Origin of the sequence: Microbacterium sp. VKM Ac-2870 (genome assembly GCF_015350795.1) — a bacterium.
Taxonomy (GTDB): domain Bacteria; phylum Actinomycetota; class Actinomycetes; order Actinomycetales; family Microbacteriaceae; genus Microbacterium.
Map to the genome: position 1 here is coordinate 532,883 of NZ_JADKSH010000003.1, position 18,176 is coordinate 551,058.

At 70.8% G+C, this 18,176-nt stretch carries 16 protein-coding genes; 8 read left to right on the plus strand and 8 right to left on the minus strand.

The features are described 5' to 3' along the window. Positions 1-2: 2 nt before the first annotated feature. The 3 genes from ITJ43_RS09915 to ITJ43_RS09925 form a co-directional block, all read right to left on the minus strand. Positions 3-434, minus strand: a complete 432-nt coding sequence (locus ITJ43_RS09915) for a DUF1761 domain-containing protein (RefSeq protein ID WP_194583661.1) — start codon at positions 432-434, stop codon at positions 3-5. Positions 435-534: 100 nt separating this feature from the next. After that, positions 535-1,089 (minus strand): nucleotidyltransferase family protein, encoded by a 555-nt coding sequence (locus ITJ43_RS09920; RefSeq protein ID WP_194583662.1) that lies wholly within the window; start codon positions 1,087-1,089, stop codon positions 535-537. Next, on the minus strand, positions 1,086-2,165 hold the full coding sequence (locus ITJ43_RS09925; RefSeq protein WP_194583663.1) for an XdhC family protein: 1,080 nt from the start codon (positions 2,163-2,165) through the stop codon (positions 1,086-1,088). The genes ITJ43_RS09920 and ITJ43_RS09925 overlap by 4 nt, the downstream gene beginning before the upstream one ends. A gap of 93 nt (positions 2,166-2,258) precedes the next feature. Here ITJ43_RS09925 and ITJ43_RS09930 point away from each other — a divergent pair, with 93 nt between their 5' ends. From ITJ43_RS09930 to ITJ43_RS09955, 6 genes are all read left to right on the plus strand, one after another. Then, positions 2,259-3,092 (plus strand): FAD binding domain-containing protein, encoded by an 834-nt coding sequence (locus ITJ43_RS09930; protein WP_323741189.1) that lies wholly within the window; start codon positions 2,259-2,261, stop codon positions 3,090-3,092. After that, a complete protein-coding gene (locus tag ITJ43_RS09935) occupies positions 3,089-5,851 on the plus strand; it encodes a molybdopterin-dependent oxidoreductase (RefSeq protein ID WP_194583664.1) in 2,763 nt (920 codons plus the stop codon). The genes ITJ43_RS09930 and ITJ43_RS09935 overlap by 4 nt, the downstream gene beginning before the upstream one ends. Positions 5,852-5,938: 87 nt before the next feature. Next, positions 5,939-7,036 carry an ABC transporter substrate-binding protein gene (locus tag ITJ43_RS09940; protein ID WP_194583665.1) on the plus strand — a complete coding sequence of 366 codons (1,098 nt, stop codon included), beginning with the start codon at positions 5,939-5,941 and terminating at the stop codon, positions 7,034-7,036. Between the two features lie 22 nt (positions 7,037-7,058). Further along, positions 7,059-7,871, plus strand: coding sequence for an ABC transporter ATP-binding protein (locus tag ITJ43_RS09945; protein ID WP_194583851.1), 813 nt, complete (start codon positions 7,059-7,061; stop codon positions 7,869-7,871). An 11-nt stretch (positions 7,872-7,882) separates the two neighbouring features. Further along, a complete protein-coding gene (locus tag ITJ43_RS09950; protein WP_228495748.1) occupies positions 7,883-8,680 on the plus strand; it encodes an ABC transporter permease in 798 nt (265 codons plus the stop codon). Further along, positions 8,677-9,513: an ABC transporter permease gene (locus ITJ43_RS09955; RefSeq protein ID WP_323741190.1), complete on the plus strand. Its 837-nt coding sequence runs from the start codon at positions 8,677-8,679 to the stop codon at positions 9,511-9,513. The genes ITJ43_RS09950 and ITJ43_RS09955 overlap by 4 nt, the downstream gene beginning before the upstream one ends. A gap of 166 nt (positions 9,514-9,679) precedes the next feature. Here the strand turns inward: ITJ43_RS09955 and ITJ43_RS09960 are convergent, their stop codons facing one another. Further along, positions 9,680-11,056 carry an amidohydrolase family protein gene (locus ITJ43_RS09960; RefSeq protein ID WP_194583668.1) on the minus strand — a complete coding sequence of 459 codons (1,377 nt, stop codon included), beginning with the start codon at positions 11,054-11,056 and terminating at the stop codon, positions 9,680-9,682. A gap of 93 nt (positions 11,057-11,149) precedes the next feature. Between ITJ43_RS09960 and ITJ43_RS09965 the strand changes: the two genes are divergently transcribed. Next, entirely contained in the window at positions 11,150-11,767 is a 618-nt protein-coding gene (locus tag ITJ43_RS09965; protein WP_194583669.1) for a TIGR00730 family Rossman fold protein, read from the plus strand. Between the two features lie 14 nt (positions 11,768-11,781). Here the strand turns inward: ITJ43_RS09965 and ITJ43_RS09970 are convergent, their stop codons facing one another. After that, positions 11,782-12,702 (minus strand): LysR family transcriptional regulator, encoded by a 921-nt coding sequence (locus tag ITJ43_RS09970; RefSeq protein ID WP_194583670.1) that lies wholly within the window; start codon positions 12,700-12,702, stop codon positions 11,782-11,784. 72 nt (positions 12,703-12,774) lie between these two features. Between ITJ43_RS09970 and ITJ43_RS09975 the strand changes: the two genes are divergently transcribed. Further along, complete coding sequence (locus ITJ43_RS09975) at positions 12,775-13,713, plus strand: DMT family transporter (protein ID WP_194583671.1); 939 nt, start codon at positions 12,775-12,777, stop codon at positions 13,711-13,713. Positions 13,714-13,740: 27 nt separating this feature from the next. On the opposite strand, the gene ITJ43_RS09980 is transcribed toward ITJ43_RS09975, so the two are convergent. The 3 genes from ITJ43_RS09980 to ITJ43_RS09990 are packed head-to-tail and all read right to left on the minus strand — an operon-like array spanning position 13,741 to position 17,887. Beyond that, a complete protein-coding gene (locus ITJ43_RS09980; RefSeq protein WP_194583672.1) occupies positions 13,741-15,039 on the minus strand; it encodes a Zn-dependent hydrolase in 1,299 nt (432 codons plus the stop codon). Next, complete coding sequence (locus ITJ43_RS09985; RefSeq protein WP_194583673.1) at positions 15,036-16,307, minus strand: pyridoxal-phosphate-dependent aminotransferase family protein; 1,272 nt, start codon at positions 16,305-16,307, stop codon at positions 15,036-15,038. The genes ITJ43_RS09980 and ITJ43_RS09985 overlap by 4 nt, the downstream gene beginning before the upstream one ends. Continuing rightward, positions 16,304-17,887 carry an AtzH-like domain-containing protein gene (locus ITJ43_RS09990; protein ID WP_194583674.1) on the minus strand — a complete coding sequence of 528 codons (1,584 nt, stop codon included), beginning with the start codon at positions 17,885-17,887 and terminating at the stop codon, positions 16,304-16,306. Before ITJ43_RS09990 ends, ITJ43_RS09985 begins: the two co-directional genes overlap by 4 nt. Positions 17,888-18,176: the final 289 nt, after the last annotated feature.

Below are 18,176 nucleotides of genomic sequence, written 5' to 3' on the forward strand. Positions count from 1 at the left end.
CGTCAGACGGTCCCCATCGGCGGCCAGAGACCGATCGAGAGCGCCATCAGCAACACCGATGTCAACTCGAACCCGATGGTGAGCACGGTCAGCTGCGACGGCCGTCCCTCGAAGGCATCGTGGGTGATCACGCGGGCCGCGGTGAATCCCGCCCACAGGGTGATCGCCGTGGCTACCGCCGACCACAGATAGCCCCCGCCGTAGAAGTGCCAGGCGATCGCCACCGATCCGGCCAGAACCCACCCGGTGAGAAACGTGACGACGGCCGAGACGATCAGCGGGATCGCCGGCGAACCGCGGCGCTCCCCCATGTCGATACGGGCGAGGCGTGCCCAGCGTGTGAGGAAGAGGGCCGGCGAGTACCAGACGGCACCGAGGGCCATGCTGAGCACCGTGCCGATGAGCACGGACCAGTAGTTGATCTCGGGGATCATGACGCCCTCCTGGCGATCGAGCCGACGCTGTGACGCCGAGGGTATCGTGCCGGGGCGTGGCGGCGCATCCGGGTCGCCGTGAGGGCGGGCGGAGGTGCACTCAGTCGGGGGCGTCGCGGTCGCGGCCGTGCCACAGGTCGGCGCACTCGATGCGCGCGGCGCGGTGCACGGAGAGATAGCCGCCCGCGCCGCGGTCGCCGACGACGTGCGCCGCCACGGCATCCCAATGCGCCCGGCCGATCAGCACCGGATGACCGGACGCGCCGAGATACGTCGCCTGGCGGAGGGCACTCGCGTCGGCCGACTGCATCACCCGACGGCACGCGGATGCCGGGAGCTCCGGCACGTCGACGGGAACCACGAGCGCGGCCACTGCGGCCGACTCTACCGCTGCAGACAACCCGGCGCGGACGGATGCCGAGAGGCCCATGCTCCACTGCGCGACCCGGACCACGACGGCATCCGGCGGGACGAGCGCGGCGGCCTCGTCCGCGGCCGCGCCGAGGACGACCACGACGGGATCGCAGCCCGCAGCGCGCAGCGTGTGCACCGCCCGCGTCAGCCACGGCTCACCGCCAGGGGTGCGCGCGAGCGCTTTGGGTCCGCCGAAGCGCGTGCCCGCCCCTGCGGCGAGCACCACGCCGCAGACGGTCATGGACGAGTGGTCGGCGACGGGACCGAGGCGCAGGCCACCGCCGAGGCGGGTACCGACGAGGCGACGCGGCGGACGACAGCCGGCTCACGCGTCGCGGCGTGGATCGGTCCGGCGAGGCTCGACAGTCTCGCGCCGGAACCGCCGCGGCGATCGGCGACGATCTCGGCGATGATCGACAGCGCGGTCTCCGCCGCCGAGGAGCCGCCCAAGTCGAGTCCGATGGGTGAGCGCAGGCGCCCGAGGTCCGCCTCCGCGACACCGGCCTCGCGCAAACGGTGGAGGCGGTCGTCATGGGTGGTGCGGCTGCCCATCGCTCCGACGTAGTCGGCGGGAGAAGCCAGCGCCACTCGCAGAGCGGGAACGTCCAATCGCGGATCGTGACTCAGCACGCAGATCGCGGTGCGATCATCGAGCGACGTCGCCGCAAGGTACCGGTCGGGCCAATCGACGACGACGTCGGCGCCGGGGAAGCGGGCCGGGTTCGCGAAGACGTCGCGCGGGTCGACGACCACCACGCGATGCCCGAGCGCACCGCCCAACCGCGCCAGCGCGACGGCGAACTCCACGGCACCCACGAGGATGAGCCGCGGCGGCGCGCCGACCTCGACGACGATCTCGTCCGCGTCTGCCGCACGACCGGGCACGTCGACGGTCTCCACCGTGCCGATGCCGCACGTGGGCCCCGCGGTCGAGAGCCGGAAGCGGGCCGGGTGGCCCGCAGCATCCCTCTCGGCCAGCAGCGCGATCTCCGCCGCTGCCGCGCTGTGCGGGGAGACGGGACGCACGAGCACATCGACCGTTCCCCCGCAGGTGAGTCCCGCCGCCAGTGCGTCGCCATCGCTGTAGCCGTAGCTCTCCACCGAGACCGCCCCGGTGACGACGGCGTGGAGACACCGCTCGTACACGGCGGCCTCGACGCAGCCACCCGACACGTTGCCGAAGGCCCCGGCATCCGAGACCACCATGCTCGAGCCGACCGGTCGCGGTGCGCTGCCGGAGACCCCGACGACCGTCGCGATCGCGAACGGTCGCCCCGTGCGCACCCACGCGGCGGCCACGGGCAGGATCTCTCGCATGTCGGCCACGCTAACGAGCGCTCGTTGCGGGCCTGTTGCGAGCGCGTGAAACACGGGCGAAACGGCGCTCTGTTTCACTCGATTTCCACCCGAGTGCCACACATCCCGCCGCGAGGAGCCGTCATCGACATCACGACCGTGCGCTCCTTCCGCATCGCTCGCACGCGCGCCGACCTCGCCCTCGCCCCCGGCGAGGTCGTGATCGCGGGCGGCACGTGGCTGATGAGCGAGCCGCAGCCCGGAGTGACCGGATTCGTGGATATGACCGGCATGGGCTGGCCCGATCTCGAGGTCTCTCCCGAGGGCCTCCGCATCGCCGCGACGTGCACCATCGCCCGCCTCGTCGCATTCTCGGCTGAGGCCCCGGCCGACTGGACCGCGGCGGCAATGATCCCGGATGCCGCGAACGCCCTCCTCGCCTCGTTCAAGATCTGGAACACCGCGACGGTGGGCGGCAACATCTGCCGCGCGTTCGCGGCCGGAGCGATGGTGTCGCTCGCGGTCGCGCTCGACGGCGTCGCCGAGATCTGGGACGGCGCCGTAGAGCGCGAGATGCCGGTCGCGGAGTTCGTCACGGGCAACGGCACCACGGCCCTCGCCGCCGGTGAGGTGCTGCGCGGCATCCGCGTGCCTGTGCACGCCCTGCGCTCACGCGCAGCACTACGGAAGATCGCCCTCGCAGAGCATGGGCGTTCCGGGGCCGTGGTGACCGGACGCGTCGACCCCGACGGCGCGCACGTCTTCACGGTCACGGCGGCGACGTGGACTCCGACCGTGCTCCGCTTCGCGGGTGCACCGGATGCCGCGGCGCTCGCCGCCGCGGTGCGGGAGGCGCCGGGTTACTACACCGACCCGCTCGGGTGGGCGGACTGGCGCCGGGGCGTGAGCGTGGTGCTCGCCGAGCAGATCCGGAGGGAACTGGCATGAGGTGGAGCGTCGACGGCGCCGATGTCGAGGCAGAGCCGCGGGCCGGGCAGTGCCTGCGCACCCTGCTGCGTGAGACCGGCCACACGCAGGTGAAGAAGGGCTGCGACGCGGGCGACTGCGGCGCGTGCACCGTGCTGCTCGACGGCGAGCCGGTGCACTCGTGTCTCATCCCCGCCGGGCGGGTCGAGGGGCGGTCGGTGACGACGGCGGCGGGCCTGGCGCCCGGCGACGAGCTGCATCCGGTGCAGGAGGCGCTCGCCTCGGGCTTCGGAATGCAGTGCGGATTCTGCAGCCCGGGCATGAGCGTGACGGCATCCACCCTCTGCGCCTCCGACCTCGACGATCTCGACCGGCGGATGAAGGGCAACCTGTGCCGCTGCACGGGCTATCGCCCCGTACGCGAAGCCATCATGACCGCAGTGCGCGAAACCGGATCGCGCGCGGCGTCAGCTTCGACGGATGCGGCCCCGGCGGCGGCGACATCGCCGGTCGCGCCACGGGTCGGACGCTCCGTCCCCCCGGAAGCGGGCCCTCGTCTCACGCAGGGACGCGAGCCGTTCACGTTCGACCTCGAGCCGGGCCACCCCGCCACGGAAGCGCTGGTGCTGCGGCTCGTCACCAGCCCACACGCCCACGCACGCATCACCGCGATCGACACGTCGGCCGCACTGTCCGTCGCCGGCGTGGTCGCCGTGTTCACTCACGAGGACGTGCCCGATGTGCGGTACTCGACCGGACGACACGAGCACCGCACCGACGACCCCGACGACACCCGCATGCTCGACGACGTCGTCCGCCACATCGGGCAACGGGTGGCGGCGGTGGTCGCCGAAACCGCCGAGGCCGCCGACGAGGCGTGCCGCCTGGTGCGTGTGGACTACCGACCACTGCCCGCGGTGTTCGACCCCGACGCGGCCCGCCAACCCGGTGCGCCCCTGCTGCACCCCGAGCGCACCCCCGACGACCGCGTCGACCACGCCGACCGCAACGTGATCGCGAGCCTGCACACCGGCCCCGATCTGACCGTAGCGCTCGCCGCGAGCACCGTCACCGTCAGCGGCACCTGGCACACCTCGCGCGTGAGCCACGCCCAGCTCGAGACCCACGGCTCGATCGGCTGGATCGACGAGGCCGGACGCCTCGTCATCCGATCTTCCACGCAGGTGCCATTTCTCGCGCGGGACGAGATCGCGCACATCTTCGGTCTCGATCGCGACCGGGTACGCGTGCATGCCGCCCGTCTCGGCGGCGGGTTCGGCGGCAAGCAGGAGATGTTCACCGAAGACCTCGTCGCTCTCGCCGTCCTGCGCACCGGCAGGCCGGTCGCGTTCGAGTTCAGCCGCGCCGACGAGTTCCAGCGGGCAGCCGTGCGGCATCCGATGCGCGTCAGCGTCACCCTCGGCGCCGATGCCGACGGACGTTTGACGGCGATGGGCATCGATCTGCTGAGCGATACCGGCGCCTACGGCAATCACTCGCGCGGGGTGATGTTCCATGCGCTGGCCGAGTCGACGACGATCTACCGGGTGCCGCTGAAGCGTCTGGATGCCGAGGCCGTCTATACGAACAACGTCCCCTCCGGCGCGTTCCGCGGGTACGGGCTCGGGCAGGTTGTGCTCGGGGTCGAGTCGGCGATGGACATGCTCGCCGAGCGGTTGGAGATCGATCCGTTCGAGCTGCGGCGGCGCAACGCGGTGACGCCGGACGACGACCCGGGCCATGATGACCTGGTGTGGGGCAGCTACGGCTTCGACCAGTGCCTCGACCTCGCCGAGGCCGCCCTCGAGCGCGGCAACGGCGTCGACGCCCCCGACGGCTGGCTCGTCGGGGAGGGGATGGCGGCGGCGATGATCGCGACGATGGCCCCGTTCGGCCACATCGCGCACACGAGCGCGACTCTGCGCCGCGACGGCACCTATCTGCTGCGGGTCGGTACCGCCGAGTTCGGCAACGGCACGACGACGGTGATGCGCCAGATCGCGGCCACCGACCTCGCCGCGGACTTCTCACGGATCGAGCTGTGGCATGCCGACACCGATGCGGTGGCCCACGACACCGGGGCGTTCGCGTCGGCGGGCATCACGGTGGCCGGCAAGGCGCTGCACGCCGCCTGTCTCGCGCTCGCGCAGCAGATGGGCGCACGTGCCGCCGAGCTGACCGACACGGATGCCACCGACGCCCGCCTCATGCCCGACGGCGTATATACCCCTGCTCGCGTCGTGGGTTTCGATGAGCTCACCGCCGACGAGGAGCTCACGGCCGACGGCAGCGAGCTCGGCGAGTACCGCTCTCTCGCGTTCAACGTGCATGCCGTCCGGGTGGCCGTCGACCCGGAGACCGGGGCAGTGCGCATCCTGCAGTCGGTGCAGGCGGCGGATGCCGGATTCGTGATGAACCCGGCGCAATGTCGCGGTCAGATCGAGGGCGGCGTCGCGCAGGGCATCGGCAGCGCCCTCTACGAAGAAGTGATGGTCGACGACGGCAGAGTGACGACCCCCGTGTTCCGCGTGTACCGCGTGCCGCAGTTCGGTGACGTCCCCGACACCGAGGTGTACTTCGCCGACACCGCCGACGATCTCGGACCGTTCGGCGCGAAGTCGATGAGCGAGTCTCCCTACAACCCCGTCGCACCGGCGATCGGCAACGCCATCGCGCGGGCGGTGGGCGCGCGGCCCTTCGTTCAACCGTTCCGCCGCGACCGCGTGTGGCGACTCACGTCACACCACCGAAACACGATCGGGCAAATGCCGGAAACCTGAGCCTCCTATCGTCTCCAGAACAGCACCGCAGTTCGTTCTGCGTTTCCGTGCACATCCGTGCACACCCACAGCACCCTGGGAGACCCGATGCACTCACGCTCCACCCGTCGCCGCCGCGGCGCTCTCGTCCTGGCGGTCGCCGCCGCCGCAGCCCTCGCACTGTCGGCCTGCTCATCGTCGGGAGGCGCTGCCAGCCCCTCGGCATCCGGCGAGGCCGCCAGCTACGGCGACATCAGCGTGCAGTACTCGTGGATCAAGAACGAGGAGTTCGCGGGCGAGTTCTACGCGTACGACAACGGCTACTACGACCAGGCCGGATTCTCGAAGGTCACCGGCGTCGCCGGTCCTGACACCGGTGTCGCGAAGCTCCTCTCCGGATCGGTGCAGGTCGCCCTCACCGACGCCGCGTCGGTGGGAGCGGCCGTGTCGGAGCAGAGCGCGCCCCTGAAGATCATCGCGACGACGTTCCAGAAGAACCCGTTCACGATCCTGTCGCTCAAGAGCAAGGGCAACATCGCGACGCCCAAGGACCTCATCGGCAAGAAGATCGGCGTGCAGGACTCCAACGCCTCGGTGTTCAAGGCGCTGCTGGCCGCGAACGGCATCTCGGAGAACCAGCTCACGATCGTCCCCGTCGACTTCGACCCGACACCGCTCATGAACGGCGACGTCGACGGGTTCATGGCGTACCTCACCAACGAGGCCATCACGGTCTCGATGGCCGGCTACGAGACCACCAATCTCGCCTACGCCGAGAACGGTCTTCCGTACGTCGCCGAGTCGTACGCGGTGACCGACCAGTACCTCGCCGAGCACAAAGACCTGCTCAAGGCGTTCCTCATCGCCGAGATCAAGGGCTGGACAGACACATTCACGAAGCCGGTCGATGACACGGTGGCGGTCGTCACGAAGCACTACAACGACTCCGCGGCAGCGGGCGACCTCACCTTCGGCGAGCTCAACCCCGCGAAGGTCAAGGCCGGCATCGAGGCGCAGGCGAAGCTCATCTCCACCGACGAGACCCAGACCAACGGGCTCTTCACGATCTCGGACGACCTCAAGGCTCAGACCCTCGCCTCGCTCAAGGCGTCGGGCTGGGAGCTTTCGGCCGACCAACTGTTCGACACCTCGATCATCGACGAGATCTACGCCGAGCACCCCGAGCTCAAGAAGTACCAGCCGTAACGAGATGTCCGTGTCATCCACCATGGATGCCGGTGCCGGCGCAAATGCCGCCGGCACCGGCATCCAGATCTCCGGGGTCTCGAAGTCGTTCACGCTGCGCGGAGGACGGTCGCTGCAGGCTCTGCAGGGCACCGACCTGCACACCGACAAAGGATCGTTCCTCGCGCTGCTGGGCCCCTCGGGATGTGGCAAGTCCACGATCCTGCGGATCCTCGCCGCGCTCGATCACCCCACCGACGGCGTCGCGCTCGTCGACGGCGAGACGCCCGACCAGCTGCGCGCGAAGAGCGAGCTGGGCATCGCGTTCCAGGATCATGCGCTGCTGCCGTGGCGCAGCATCCGCAAGAACATCGAGCTACCGTTCGAGGTCGCCGGTCGCAAGGTCGACCAGGCCTATGTCGACGAGCTGATCGACCTGGTGGGCCTGCGTGACTTCGCCGACGCGAAGCCCGCGCAGCTGTCGGGCGGCATGCGCCAGCGCGCCTCCATCGCTCGGGCCCTCGTGCTCAAGCCCTCGGTGCTGCTGCTCGATGAGCCCTTCGGTGCTCTCGACGACATGACCCGTCAGAATCTGAACCTCGAGCTGCTGCGCATCTGGACCGAGAAGCCCGCGACGACGCTGCTCGTCACCCACGGCATCAGCGAGGCGATCTTCCTGGCCGACCGCGTGGCCGTGATGTCGCCGCGTCCCGGGCGCGTGAAGGAGATCATCGAGGTCGACCTGCCCCGACCGCGCACGCCGGAGATGATGCGCACGCCCGAGTTCCACGCCCTCGTCGACCGCGCCTCCGAGCTGCTGTTCGGACAGGACGGGCGTGCCGAGGCTGAGGCGTAGCCGTGGCACGGATGCGGATTCCGGGCTGGCTCGCCGGGATCATCGGGGGTGTCGTGCTCATCGGCGTGTGGTGGCTGTTCTCGCTGACCGCCTTCCGGCCACAGGACGGAACGACCTATACGCCGGTGCCCACCCCGTGGGCCGTCGTGGACTGGCTCTTCGTGCAGGGCAACATCGCCGGGGCGTGGAGCGTCTTTCAGCCGACGATCACTGCCGCGGCCATCGGCTATCTCTGGGGCAACGGCATCGCGCTGCTGCTGGCGACCGTCGTGCTCATCTTCCCTCGCACCGAGACGGTGATCACCCAGATCGCCGTCGTGACCTACTGCCTGCCGATCGTGGCCGTCGGCGGCATCTCGATCGTCGTCCTCGGGGGCGCCAAGAACCCCGGTGACCCGTCGGCGACCGCGATCTTCCTCGCCGCGCTGGTGTGCGTGTTCACCACCGTCGTCGGCGCGATCCTCGGCTTCACCTCCGCCGACAAGGCGTCGCTGGACGTCGTGCGCGTCTACGGTGGCGGCCGGTGGACGCAACTGCGCAAGGTCCGGGCGATCGCGGCTCTGCCGGCCATCCTGACCGCCCTGCAGATCGCCGTGCCCACCGCTTTCCTGGGTGCCGTGCTCGGTGAGTACCTCGGCGCGATCACGGCAGGCGTCGGCCCGACGCTCATCCGCCTACAGGGGCAGCTCGACTCGGCCGGTGTCTGGTCGGTGTTCCTGCTGTGCGCCGTCTTCGCCCTCGTCGCCTACGGGCTCTTCGGTCTCCTGATCCGACTGGTCACCCCCTGGGTGGCAGGAAAGGCGGTGTGAGCGTGGACGCTGTGGCGCGACTGCGCGCCGAACGCCGCCGGTCGATCCGTCGCACCGTGCTCCGCTCGCTCGGCAACGCCGGCATCACGATCCTCGTGCTGCTGCTGCTCTGGCAGGCGATCGTCAGCCTCACCGGCATCTCGCCCTACATCGCGAAGGGCCCGCTGGATGTCTGGACCTTCCTCGTCACCGCGCCGAAGGCCGAAGGCAATCGCACGCAGATGATGCCCCTCGTCGGGCAGACCCTGCTCGATGCCTCGACCGGCTTCGTCGTGGGCATGCTCGTCGCCGTCGCTCTCGCCCTCGCCTTCAGCCTGTCGAAGGCGATCGAGGCCGGCGTCATGCCGCTGGTCCTGTTGCTGCGGACGATCCCGCTCGTGTCGATCGCGCCCGTCATCATCCTCGTCACCGGGCGCGGTACTCCGGCATCCGTCGCCGTCATCGGCACCGTGGTCGTACTCTTCCCGGCGCTCGCGAACGTGCTGTTCGGTCTCAGTCGCGCCAGCCAGCAGAGCCTCGACGTCGTGCACGTCTTCGGTGGGGGGCGGTTCACGGCGCTGCGGAAGGTGAACCTGCCCGGTGCGCTGCCGTCGGTGTTCGCCGCCGCGCGGGTCTCGGTGCCGGGTGCGGTCACCGGTGCGCTGCTGGCAGAGTGGCTGTCGACGGGCACGGGCATCGGCGGATCGATCCTGAAGTTCAGCGCTCAGGCGCAGTTCGCGCAGCTGTGGACCTCGATCGCGCTCATCACCCTCATCACGCTGGTGCTCTACAACCTCGTGCAGATCGTCGAGAACGTCGTGCTCGCCCGCATGGGCATGACGACCGGCCGCTGAGACCGCACCGGCGCCCCGTCTCGCCGCCGCCCGCCCTTCTGGCCTAACCGAACTGCAAGGTCGAAGGCCGGACACGCCGTCGGCGGCGGCGCGGATGCCGCGTGTTGCGGAAAATCCCTCGCCGTTGCGGTGGGGGCGGGTGGGGACGACGCGCAGCGGAGGGCGCTCAGTGCGGGTGGCCGCGCAGGGGGAGGACCGCGGCGGGCAGCTCGTGCACCTTTGCCGAGGCCTCTTCGGCGAGCGGGTTCGTCGAGACGCCGTCGGTGTTCACCAGGCGTCCGCCGACGTAGACGGCCTTCAGATTGCGCGGACTCATCGCCAGCACGTACGAGCGCACCGGATGCCACAGCGGACCCACGTCGGGCCGACGCGGGTCGACGACCACGAAGTCGGCGAACTTGCCGACCTCCAATGAGCCGACCCGGTCGGCGACCCCCATGATCTCCGCCGAGCCCAGTGTGTGCAGGCGCAGCATCTGCTCGGGCATCATCGACAGCGGGTCTTTCGTGCGCGCCCGCTGCGCGTAGATGCCGATGCGCATGTTCTGCCACGGATCACTCACGTCGGTGCAGGCCTGATCGTCGAGGCCGACGCCCACCTTCATGCCCATCTCGAGCATCTCGGGCACGAGCGCGGTGCCCGAGGCGAGGCGACCATTGGATGCCGGCTGCCACGACATTGCCGCCCCGCCGGAGACCGACTGCGCGATGATCTCGGGCGTCGTCTGGATGAAGTGGCCGAATACGAGCCCGAGCTCGAGAGCTCCCGCGTCGCGGTACAGCGCGAACTTCGACTGCTGATGCTCGACGGCCTCCGGCGACTCCAGGAAGTGGGCCTGGTTCGTGACCCCGTACCGGCGCATCGCCTCGACCTCGAAGGCCGCGGCATCCGGGTGGGGCGACCACTGCACCTGGCCCATGATCGACGAACCCAGCGCGTAGTCGGGGTCGAACGAGCGGGTGTGCTCGACTTCGGCCGCGAAGCGCGCGAACACCTCGTCGGGGGTGCCGGCGGTGACATCCATGCCCGCCGCATCGACGAAACGGATGCCGGCGTCGCGGGTGCCCTCCGCCTGGCGCCAGTGGTACTCGAGGCCGCGGAGTCCGGCCGTGCCGGTGCGCTTGCCGTCGACCATCGATTCCCACGCCTGCAGCGGGTCGGTGAAGTTGTAGGCCGTCGTGACGCCGTTGGAGAGAAAGTCGAGCGCGCCGTGGAGCGTCGCCCAATAGAGCTGATCGGCGGTCATGTGGGCGGTTGTGCCCAGCATCGAATCGCACCAGCCGTAGAGGGTGTCGGCGACACCGAGGCCGCGCAGGCCGCTGGTGAACAGATGCGAGTGGCTGGAGACGAAGCCCGGCGCGACGAAGGCGCCCGCGACATCGAGGGTGTCGTCGGCGGTGACACCGACCGGCGGCGTGCCCGCGCCGAGTGCGGCGATGCGGCCGTCGTCGCCCACCAGCATCCATCCGTTCTCGATGTAGCCCGGATCGTCGGTGCCGGCGGGGACGGTGATCAGACGGGCGTGGACGACGAGAAGCGACATGCTCTGCACGCTAATCAGGCGATGTTTCCGACCTGTCACGGCGCGGAAACACCGATGCACGGCCCGGAAACACACGGGGATTAGCGTCTGTGCATGTCGCGATTCACAGTTACGGTCTTCTGCGGATCCTCACCCGGTTTCGACCCCGTCTACGTCGAGGCGGCCCGTGCCGTGGGCACCGAGATCGGTCGGTCGGGTATGGCGCTGGTCTACGGCGGGGGCCACGTCGGGCTGATGGGCACGGTGGCGGATGCCGCGGTCGCGGCCGGCGCGGAGGTCACGGGCATCATTCCCCGCGCGTTGCAGGCGCGCGAGGCCGTCAATGAGAACCTGACCGAGCTGATCCTCGTCGACACCATGCACGAGCGGAAGATGCTCATGGCCGAACGCGCCGACGCCTTCCTGGCGCTTCCCGGCGGGCCGGGAACGGTCGAGGAACTCACGGAGCAGTGGACCTGGGCGCAGCTCGGCATCCATCACAAGCCCGTCGGACTGCTCAACGTCGCCGGCTACTTCGACCCGCTGCTGGCTTTCGTCGCAAACATGCGCGATCGCGGCTTCACGCACCCGCGGTACACCGACATGCTCGTCCTGGCCACCGAGGCGACCGAAGCCCTCGCGCGGCTCCGTGACTACGTGCCCCCGGCGGCATCGGAGGCCTCACCCGGAGCGGAGATGACCGGCGCGGTAGCACTGCCCGTAAGGCCCTAGCCCCGGTGGCGGCGTCACACCCGTATGGCCGGGTTCTCTCCCGTGAGCGTGCGGGCGTGATCACGCAGCGCGTCGACGACAGCGCCGACCGCGGCGCGTCGCAGTGTCTCCGGCCGAGCCAGGATGTCGATGGCGCGGTGGGCGGCGAGTTCCGGGGCGAGCGGGCGCAGGGTGAGATCGGTGCCGAGATAGGCGCGGCCGGTGTGGCGGGCCATGAGTGCGACGCAGTCCGAGCCGGCCAGCATCCGAGCCGTGATCGCCCAGTCGTTGACCCGGTGCCGGATGCGGGGTTCACGACCTCCGTTCGCATACAGCGGCGCGAGCGAGTCCGCGAGCGGAAAGGCTTCGTGCACGTGGATCCATTCCGCACTGCGGAGGTCGTCGAGTCCGGCAGGTCCGGGTCTGTCAAGGCGGTGACCGCGCCGCACGACGAGATCGAGCGGTTCCTCCAGCAGCGGTATCGCGCGCACCGTGCGGGGCCAGGGGCGCTCCGGAAGCCGATGGGCGATGACGAGGTCGATATCGGCGGTGAGCAGCGAGTAGTCCGCCTGCTCCACGTCGAAATCCGTCAGCGTGAGGGCGGGCGAGCCCGGCAGCGGCGACGCCAGCAATGCGGGAAAGAACGCGACCGCCGCCGAGGCGAGAGCAGACACGGTCACGGTGCCCGCGGCATCCGCCTGGTACCGGCTGATCGCGTCGCGGGCGGCGGACATCGCGGACATCACGTCGACAGCGGCGTCGGCGAGAGCGAGCCCCGCGTCGGTCAGCACGGTGCGGCGGCCCTGTCGCCGTGTCAGCGCGACACCCGCCGAGCGCTGCAATGCGGCGAGCTGTTGCGAGATCGCCGCGGGCGACACCCGGAACGCGGCCGCGACGGCCGCGATCGAGCCGCGATCGCGCAGTTCTCGCAGCGTTCTGAGTTGGCCGTATTCCATAAGGTCAACCTTATGCATGAGGCGAGAAAGTGACGCATTGTACGTTTCCTGCCCACGAGCGAGTATCGAGAGGTGCCGCCTCGACAACACCGCGCACCCCGCCCCCGCCTCGTGACCGTGCTGCTGCTGCTCGGAGCGGTGGCGTGGGGTTCGACCTACCTCTGCGCGAAGTCGCTGCTGCCCGATGCGGCGTACGCGCCCGTGCTCGTCGCCAGCCGGATGCTGATCTCCGCAACCGTGCTCGCCCTGTTCGCGACATTCGTGCGACGTCGCCGACCGACGGCATCCGAGGTGCGTTCGGGGATTCTGTTCGGCCTGCCGCTGAGCGCGGTGTTCGCGCTCGAGAACTACGGAATCGCGCTGACGAGCGTCACGAACGCGGGCGTGCTCATCTCCCTCTGCATCGTCCTCGTGCCGTTCGCAGAGACGGCCGTGCGGCGCACACGCGTGAATCCGGTGCTCGTCCTGCTCTGCATCGTCGCCGTGATCGGCGCGGTTCTGCTGGTCTCGGGTGCCGGGTTCAGCGCTCCGGGACTCGGTGACCTGCTCATCCTCGGGGCCGCGCTGGCCCGCGTCGTCCACGTCACGACGAGCAGCGCCGTGCAGGACAGGCATCCGACCGACCCCTTCTGGGTGACCGCGATCCAACTGGCCACGGTCGGGGTCGTGTTCGTGATCGTCTGCGTGGTGATCGGTGCTCCCGTCGGCGCGTTCATCGCGGGGCTCACGGGGCCCGCGATCGTCGCACTGCTCTATCTCTCCGTCGTCGCGGGAGCGTTCGTGTTCGCGATTCAGACGTGGGGCATCGCCGTCACCTCCGCCGCGCACGCCAGCCTGCTGCTGGGCACCGAACCGGTGTGGGCCGCCCTGTTCGGCATCATCCTGGCCGGCGATCGCCTGGACCCACTCGGCGCCGTCGGCATCGTGCTGACGCTGAGCGCCGTGCTGGCCGCGCAGCGCGTGAGCGCGTCCGCGCCGCGGATCGCCCGCGAGGTCGGTGTCAGAAGCTGACCCCGGCGGCCCGGCGCGGCGGGTGCGTCACACGCGCTCGGTGCCACGCAGCAGCACGGCTTCGGCGAGGGCGCGGATGCCGTGGGCGACATCACCCGCCGCGACGGACTCGTCGGGGTGGTGGCTGATCCCTTCAGGGTTGCGCAGGAACAGCATCCCCACGTCGGTGACGGCGCCCAGCGACATCCCGTCATGCCCGGCGCGACTGAAGATCACCGGCGGCGCCTCCGATCGCGGCGGCAGGGTGGCGCGGATGCCGCCGGCCACCACATCCTGCAGCAGCGGCGCGCAGAACACCGCGGGGGCGCTGTGCACCTCTCGCGAGCGCCAGCGCAGTCCGCGGCGACCCATGATGTCGTCGAGTTCGCGAGCGAGCGCATCCCAGACGCGGTCGCGCTCGCCGTCGAACTCACCGCGCAGATCGAGCGAGAACTTAACTTCCCCCGGAATCACGTTGACGGCGCCCGGGAACGCCTCGAACCGTCCGACCGTCCCGACGATGTGGTGCTCGGCCGAACAGATCCGCTCGACGGCGAGCGCCGCTTCACTCGCCCCGAGCAGCGCATCGCGGCGCATGTCATAGGGGGTGCCGCCCGCGTGGCGCGCCTCACCCTCGACGACCAGCTGGAAGCGGCGGGCCGACGCGATCGACGAGACCACGGCGAGCGCCTCGCCCGCCCGGTCGAGCTCGGGGCCCTGCTCGATGTGCGCCTCGAGATAGCCGACGAGTTCATCCGGCCTCCGCGCGGCCTCCCCCACGCGCGCCGGATCGAGCCCGAATTCGAGGAACGCCTGCCGCAAGCTCACGCCGTCGGCATCCATCAGCGTCCACCACGCGTCGTTCCAGGTGCCGGCCACCGCCGACGAGCCCAGCAACGCCCTGCCGAAACGCGTGCCCTCTTCGTCGGAGAACGCCACCACTTCGATCGCGAACGGCAGGGGCACGGTCCAGCCGTCGCCATCTGCAGTCGGCACCCGCAGCAGGCGCACGACCTCGAGCGCCATCAGCACCCCGGCGATGCCGTCGTACCGGCCCGCGTCGAGCACCGTGTCGAGGTGCGAACCGATCATCAGCGCGGGAGCCGCCGCATCGCCGATGCGGCCGACCCGGTTGCCCGCGGCATCCTGCCACGTGCGCATGCCCAGCTCGCGCATCCATTCCGCCGCCAAGCGGTTGACGCGCGCGTGCTCGGGCGAGAGGTAGACGCGTTCGATGGATGCCGCATCGGCGCTGACCCGCGCGAGCTCGTCGCACCGCGCCATCACCCGACGAGCCGCCGCCGCGATGGTGTCGGGCGCGGCCGTCAGCAGCGGAGCCGCAGTCACGGCGCCTCCGTGGGCTCCGGCGGCAGAGCGGATGCCGCGGCGTACACATCGGCGGCGGCCTCGACTCCGCCGCCCGCGGGCATCGACGCACCGAAGCGCCGCAGGACGGTTTCGAGGGCTGCGAGGGTGGTGAGCACGGCATCCTTCCGCGCGTTGTAGCCCATCGTGCCGATGCGCCAGACCTTGCCGTGCAGCGGACCGAACGACGTGCCGATCTCGATGCCGAAATCTTCCAGCAGCGCCGCGCGGGCGGCATCGCCCGGCACGCCGCCCGGGATCTCGACCGCGACGACGTTGTTCATCTTGTGGGCGACGTCGCCGAAGACCACGAGCCCGAGGGCCTCGACACCGACGAGCATCGCGCGACCGGCCACCTCGTGGCGCGCGATCACCGCGTCGCGGCCCTCGAGCAGCAGCAGGCGCGCGCACTCCCGGGCGCCATAGAGCATGCTCGTCGCCTCGGTGTGGTGGTTGAGCCGGCGTGGACCCCAGTAGTCGAGGATCTGCCCCAGGTCGAAGTAGTTCGAGCGCACGAAGTCGGGCGACGAGACGTCGCCGGGCTCGCGGATGCCGGCCTCGACCTTCTTCCGCGCCTGGATCGCCTCGACGGCGCGCGCACTCAGCGTGATCGGCGCCGATCCGCTCGGTCCGCCGAGGCATTTCTGCAGTCCGGCCGTCGCGGCATCCAACCCCCACGCATCAGCCTCGAAGGCGTTCCCGCCCAGGGATGCGGTCGCGTCGGAGTAGAAGAGCACGCCGTGGCGGCGGCAGAGCTCGCCGATGTCGTCGAGCGGCTGGAGCATGGTGGTCGACGTGTCGCCCTGCACGAGCGCCAGGAGCGTCGGCTTGACCCGGATGATCGCCTCCTCGATGACGGATGCCGGGAACACCTGACCCCAGTCGGTCTCGATCGTGTGCACCTCGGCGAGCGCGCGCTCGGCGATTTCGGCGAGCAGGTGCCCGAACCGGCCGAACACCGGGACGAGCACGCGGTCGCCGGGCTTCACGAGCGAGATGATCGCGGCTTCGATACCCGCGCGGCTGGTGCCGTCGACGAGCAGGGTCGCGTCGTTGCGCGTGTTCCAGACGCCGCGGTACAGCTCCTGCGTCTCGGACATCGTCGCCGTCATGAACGGGTCGTACTGCCCGACCAGCGGCGCCGACATCGCGGTGAGCACGCTCGGGTACGCCGAGATCGGGCCGGGGCCCATGAGCAGGCGGGCGGGCGGGGCGATCGGGCCGGGGACGGCGATCGGGGTGATGCTCATGCGAATTCCGTTTCGGTGGTGCGGGCATGGAGGGCGCGACCCAGGCGCACGAGCGCGATGTCGGTGCCGGCGCGCGAGACGAGGCTGACGCCGACCGGGGCGGGGCCGCGGTCGGACGCCACCGTCAGCAGCGGCACCGACAGCGCCGGGAGGCCGGCGACAGCGGCGGGCGTGGTCAAGCGCAGGGTGTTCTGCCGCACGGCATCCACGTCGACGCCCGTCGCGGTGCGCGACGGAGCGGGGCCCGGCACCGTCGGCAGCAGCAGCACGGCGTCGCGGACGAGCTCGTGCAGCGCGTCGCGGAGCGGTGCGAGCGCGGCGCGCGCGGCGGCTTCGGCGGTGGCGGTGATGGCGGCGGCGGCGCGGAAGCGCTCGGTGACCGCCGGCCCCGTCGCGCCCGGGTGCGCACGGAGCCATTCGCCGTTGTTGCGCCACGCCTCCGCGCCCTGCACGGTGCGAAACGGCACGAGGTAGTCGTCGAGGTCGCCGAGGGCGACCTCCTCTACCGGCAGGGCGGATGCCGCGATCAGCTCCTCGAACGCGGCACGGGTATGCGCATCGACGGCGGCGAGCGCTTCGGTCGGCACGCGGAAGCGCCACGGCACGTCGTCGCGCGAGGCGCCGAAGACCGACTCCGTGGAATCCGACCCGTCGTAGCTGAGGCACCAGTCCGCCACGGCTTGCAGGGTCGCGCCGTCGCGCGCGAGCCAGCCGACGGTGTCGAAGCTCTGCGCCAACGGAAGCATCCCTTGGCGGGGGACCAGGTCGTGGGTCGTCCGCAGACCCCACAAGCCCTGGTACGACGCGGGAACACGCACGGAGCCGGCGGTATCGGTGGCGAGGGCGATGTCGGCCTGGCCGGTGGCGACGGCCGATGCCGGGCCGCTCGACGACCCGCCGGGCAACGATCCGGGCAGCGCCCCGTTGGGCGGGGTGCCGTAGTGGGCGTTGTCGCCGGCGATCGAGTACGCGAACTCGTCGGTGCGGGCGATGCCACGCAGTGACGCCCCGCCGCGGAGAAGGTCGCCCACGGCCGGCGCGCTGGTGGTCTCTGCGCGCGCCGAAGCGAGGTACGCGGGGTTGCCTGCGCCGATGCGGTAGCCCTTGATCGCGAAGACGTCCTTGACCGCGACGGTCAGCCCCGCCAGCGGCCCCTCCCAGGCGCCCTGGTACAGCGGGTCGCCGACGGTGCGCCACACCGCGCGGTCGAAGGCCGGCGTGCGCGGGGTGACATGCGCGGCCGTGATCAGCCAGCGGCCGTCGACCTGCTGCCACACCTGGGTCTGCAACCCGGTGCCCCCGCCCTCGTACCGCGACACCGAGACGAGCAGGGCGACGCCGTCGGCCAGCGGCCGGTACTCGACGCGGTCGATGGTGCGCGCCGAGACGCCGCCGCGGGCACCGCGAAACGCGCTGATCGCGTCGTGCCCGACGAGCAACCCCGCCGCGTCGCCGCGGAGTGTCTGAGCCCCCGGTGCGAACGCCGCATCCAGCGCGTCGACGTCGTTCGCCACGATCGCCCGCTCATACGCCTCGAACGCTGCCCGCAGGTCGTCCGGCATGGTCTCGGCCGCGGTCATGGGCGGCCGCCTCGGGCCGGCTCGGTGCCGAACTCCTCCACCGCGGGCCGGGCGAGCCAGTGCGAGGGTGCGACGACCGGTTTCGCCCCTAGATGGGAGGAGTTGGGGCTTCGCCTCGCGGGTGAGCCGGCCGCTGCCGCCGTCACAGCCGCGCCGTCGTCCGCAAACCCCTCCACGCCCGAACGCGTCCCGAACTCCTCCATACCGGACCCGGCGGGATGCCGCGGGCCGGCCAGGCGCCGCAACGGCTCTGATCTGGAGGAGTTGGGGACGGGCGACCCGGCGGCCG

Coding starts and splice junctions, on each gene's coding strand:
- ITJ43_RS09915 (WP_194583661.1), bottom strand. CDS start 434: ATGATCCCCGAGATCAACTACTGGTCCGTGCTCATCGGCACGGTGCTC.
- ITJ43_RS09965 (WP_194583669.1), top strand. CDS start 11,150: ATGTCGCGATTCACAGTTACGGTCTTCTGCGGATCCTCACCCGGTTTC.
- ITJ43_RS09950 (WP_228495748.1), top strand. CDS start 7,883: ATGCGGATTCCGGGCTGGCTCGCCGGGATCATCGGGGGTGTCGTGCTC.
- ITJ43_RS09925 (WP_194583663.1), bottom strand. CDS start 2,165: ATGCGAGAGATCCTGCCCGTGGCCGCCGCGTGGGTGCGCACGGGGCGA.
- ITJ43_RS09990 (WP_194583674.1), bottom strand. CDS start 17,887: ATGACCGCGGCCGAGACCATGCCGGACGACCTGCGGGCAGCGTTCGAG.
- ITJ43_RS09945 (WP_194583851.1), top strand. CDS start 7,059: ATGGATGCCGGTGCCGGCGCAAATGCCGCCGGCACCGGCATCCAGATC.
- ITJ43_RS09935 (WP_194583664.1), top strand. CDS start 3,089: ATGAGGTGGAGCGTCGACGGCGCCGATGTCGAGGCAGAGCCGCGGGCC.
- ITJ43_RS09940 (WP_194583665.1), top strand. CDS start 5,939: ATGCACTCACGCTCCACCCGTCGCCGCCGCGGCGCTCTCGTCCTGGCG.
- ITJ43_RS09985 (WP_194583673.1), bottom strand. CDS start 16,307: ATGAGCATCACCCCGATCGCCGTCCCCGGCCCGATCGCCCCGCCCGCC.
- ITJ43_RS09970 (WP_194583670.1), bottom strand. CDS start 12,702: ATGGAATACGGCCAACTCAGAACGCTGCGAGAACTGCGCGATCGCGGC.
- ITJ43_RS09920 (WP_194583662.1), bottom strand. CDS start 1,089: ATGACCGTCTGCGGCGTGGTGCTCGCCGCAGGGGCGGGCACGCGCTTC.
- ITJ43_RS09960 (WP_194583668.1), bottom strand. CDS start 11,056: ATGTCGCTTCTCGTCGTCCACGCCCGTCTGATCACCGTCCCCGCCGGC.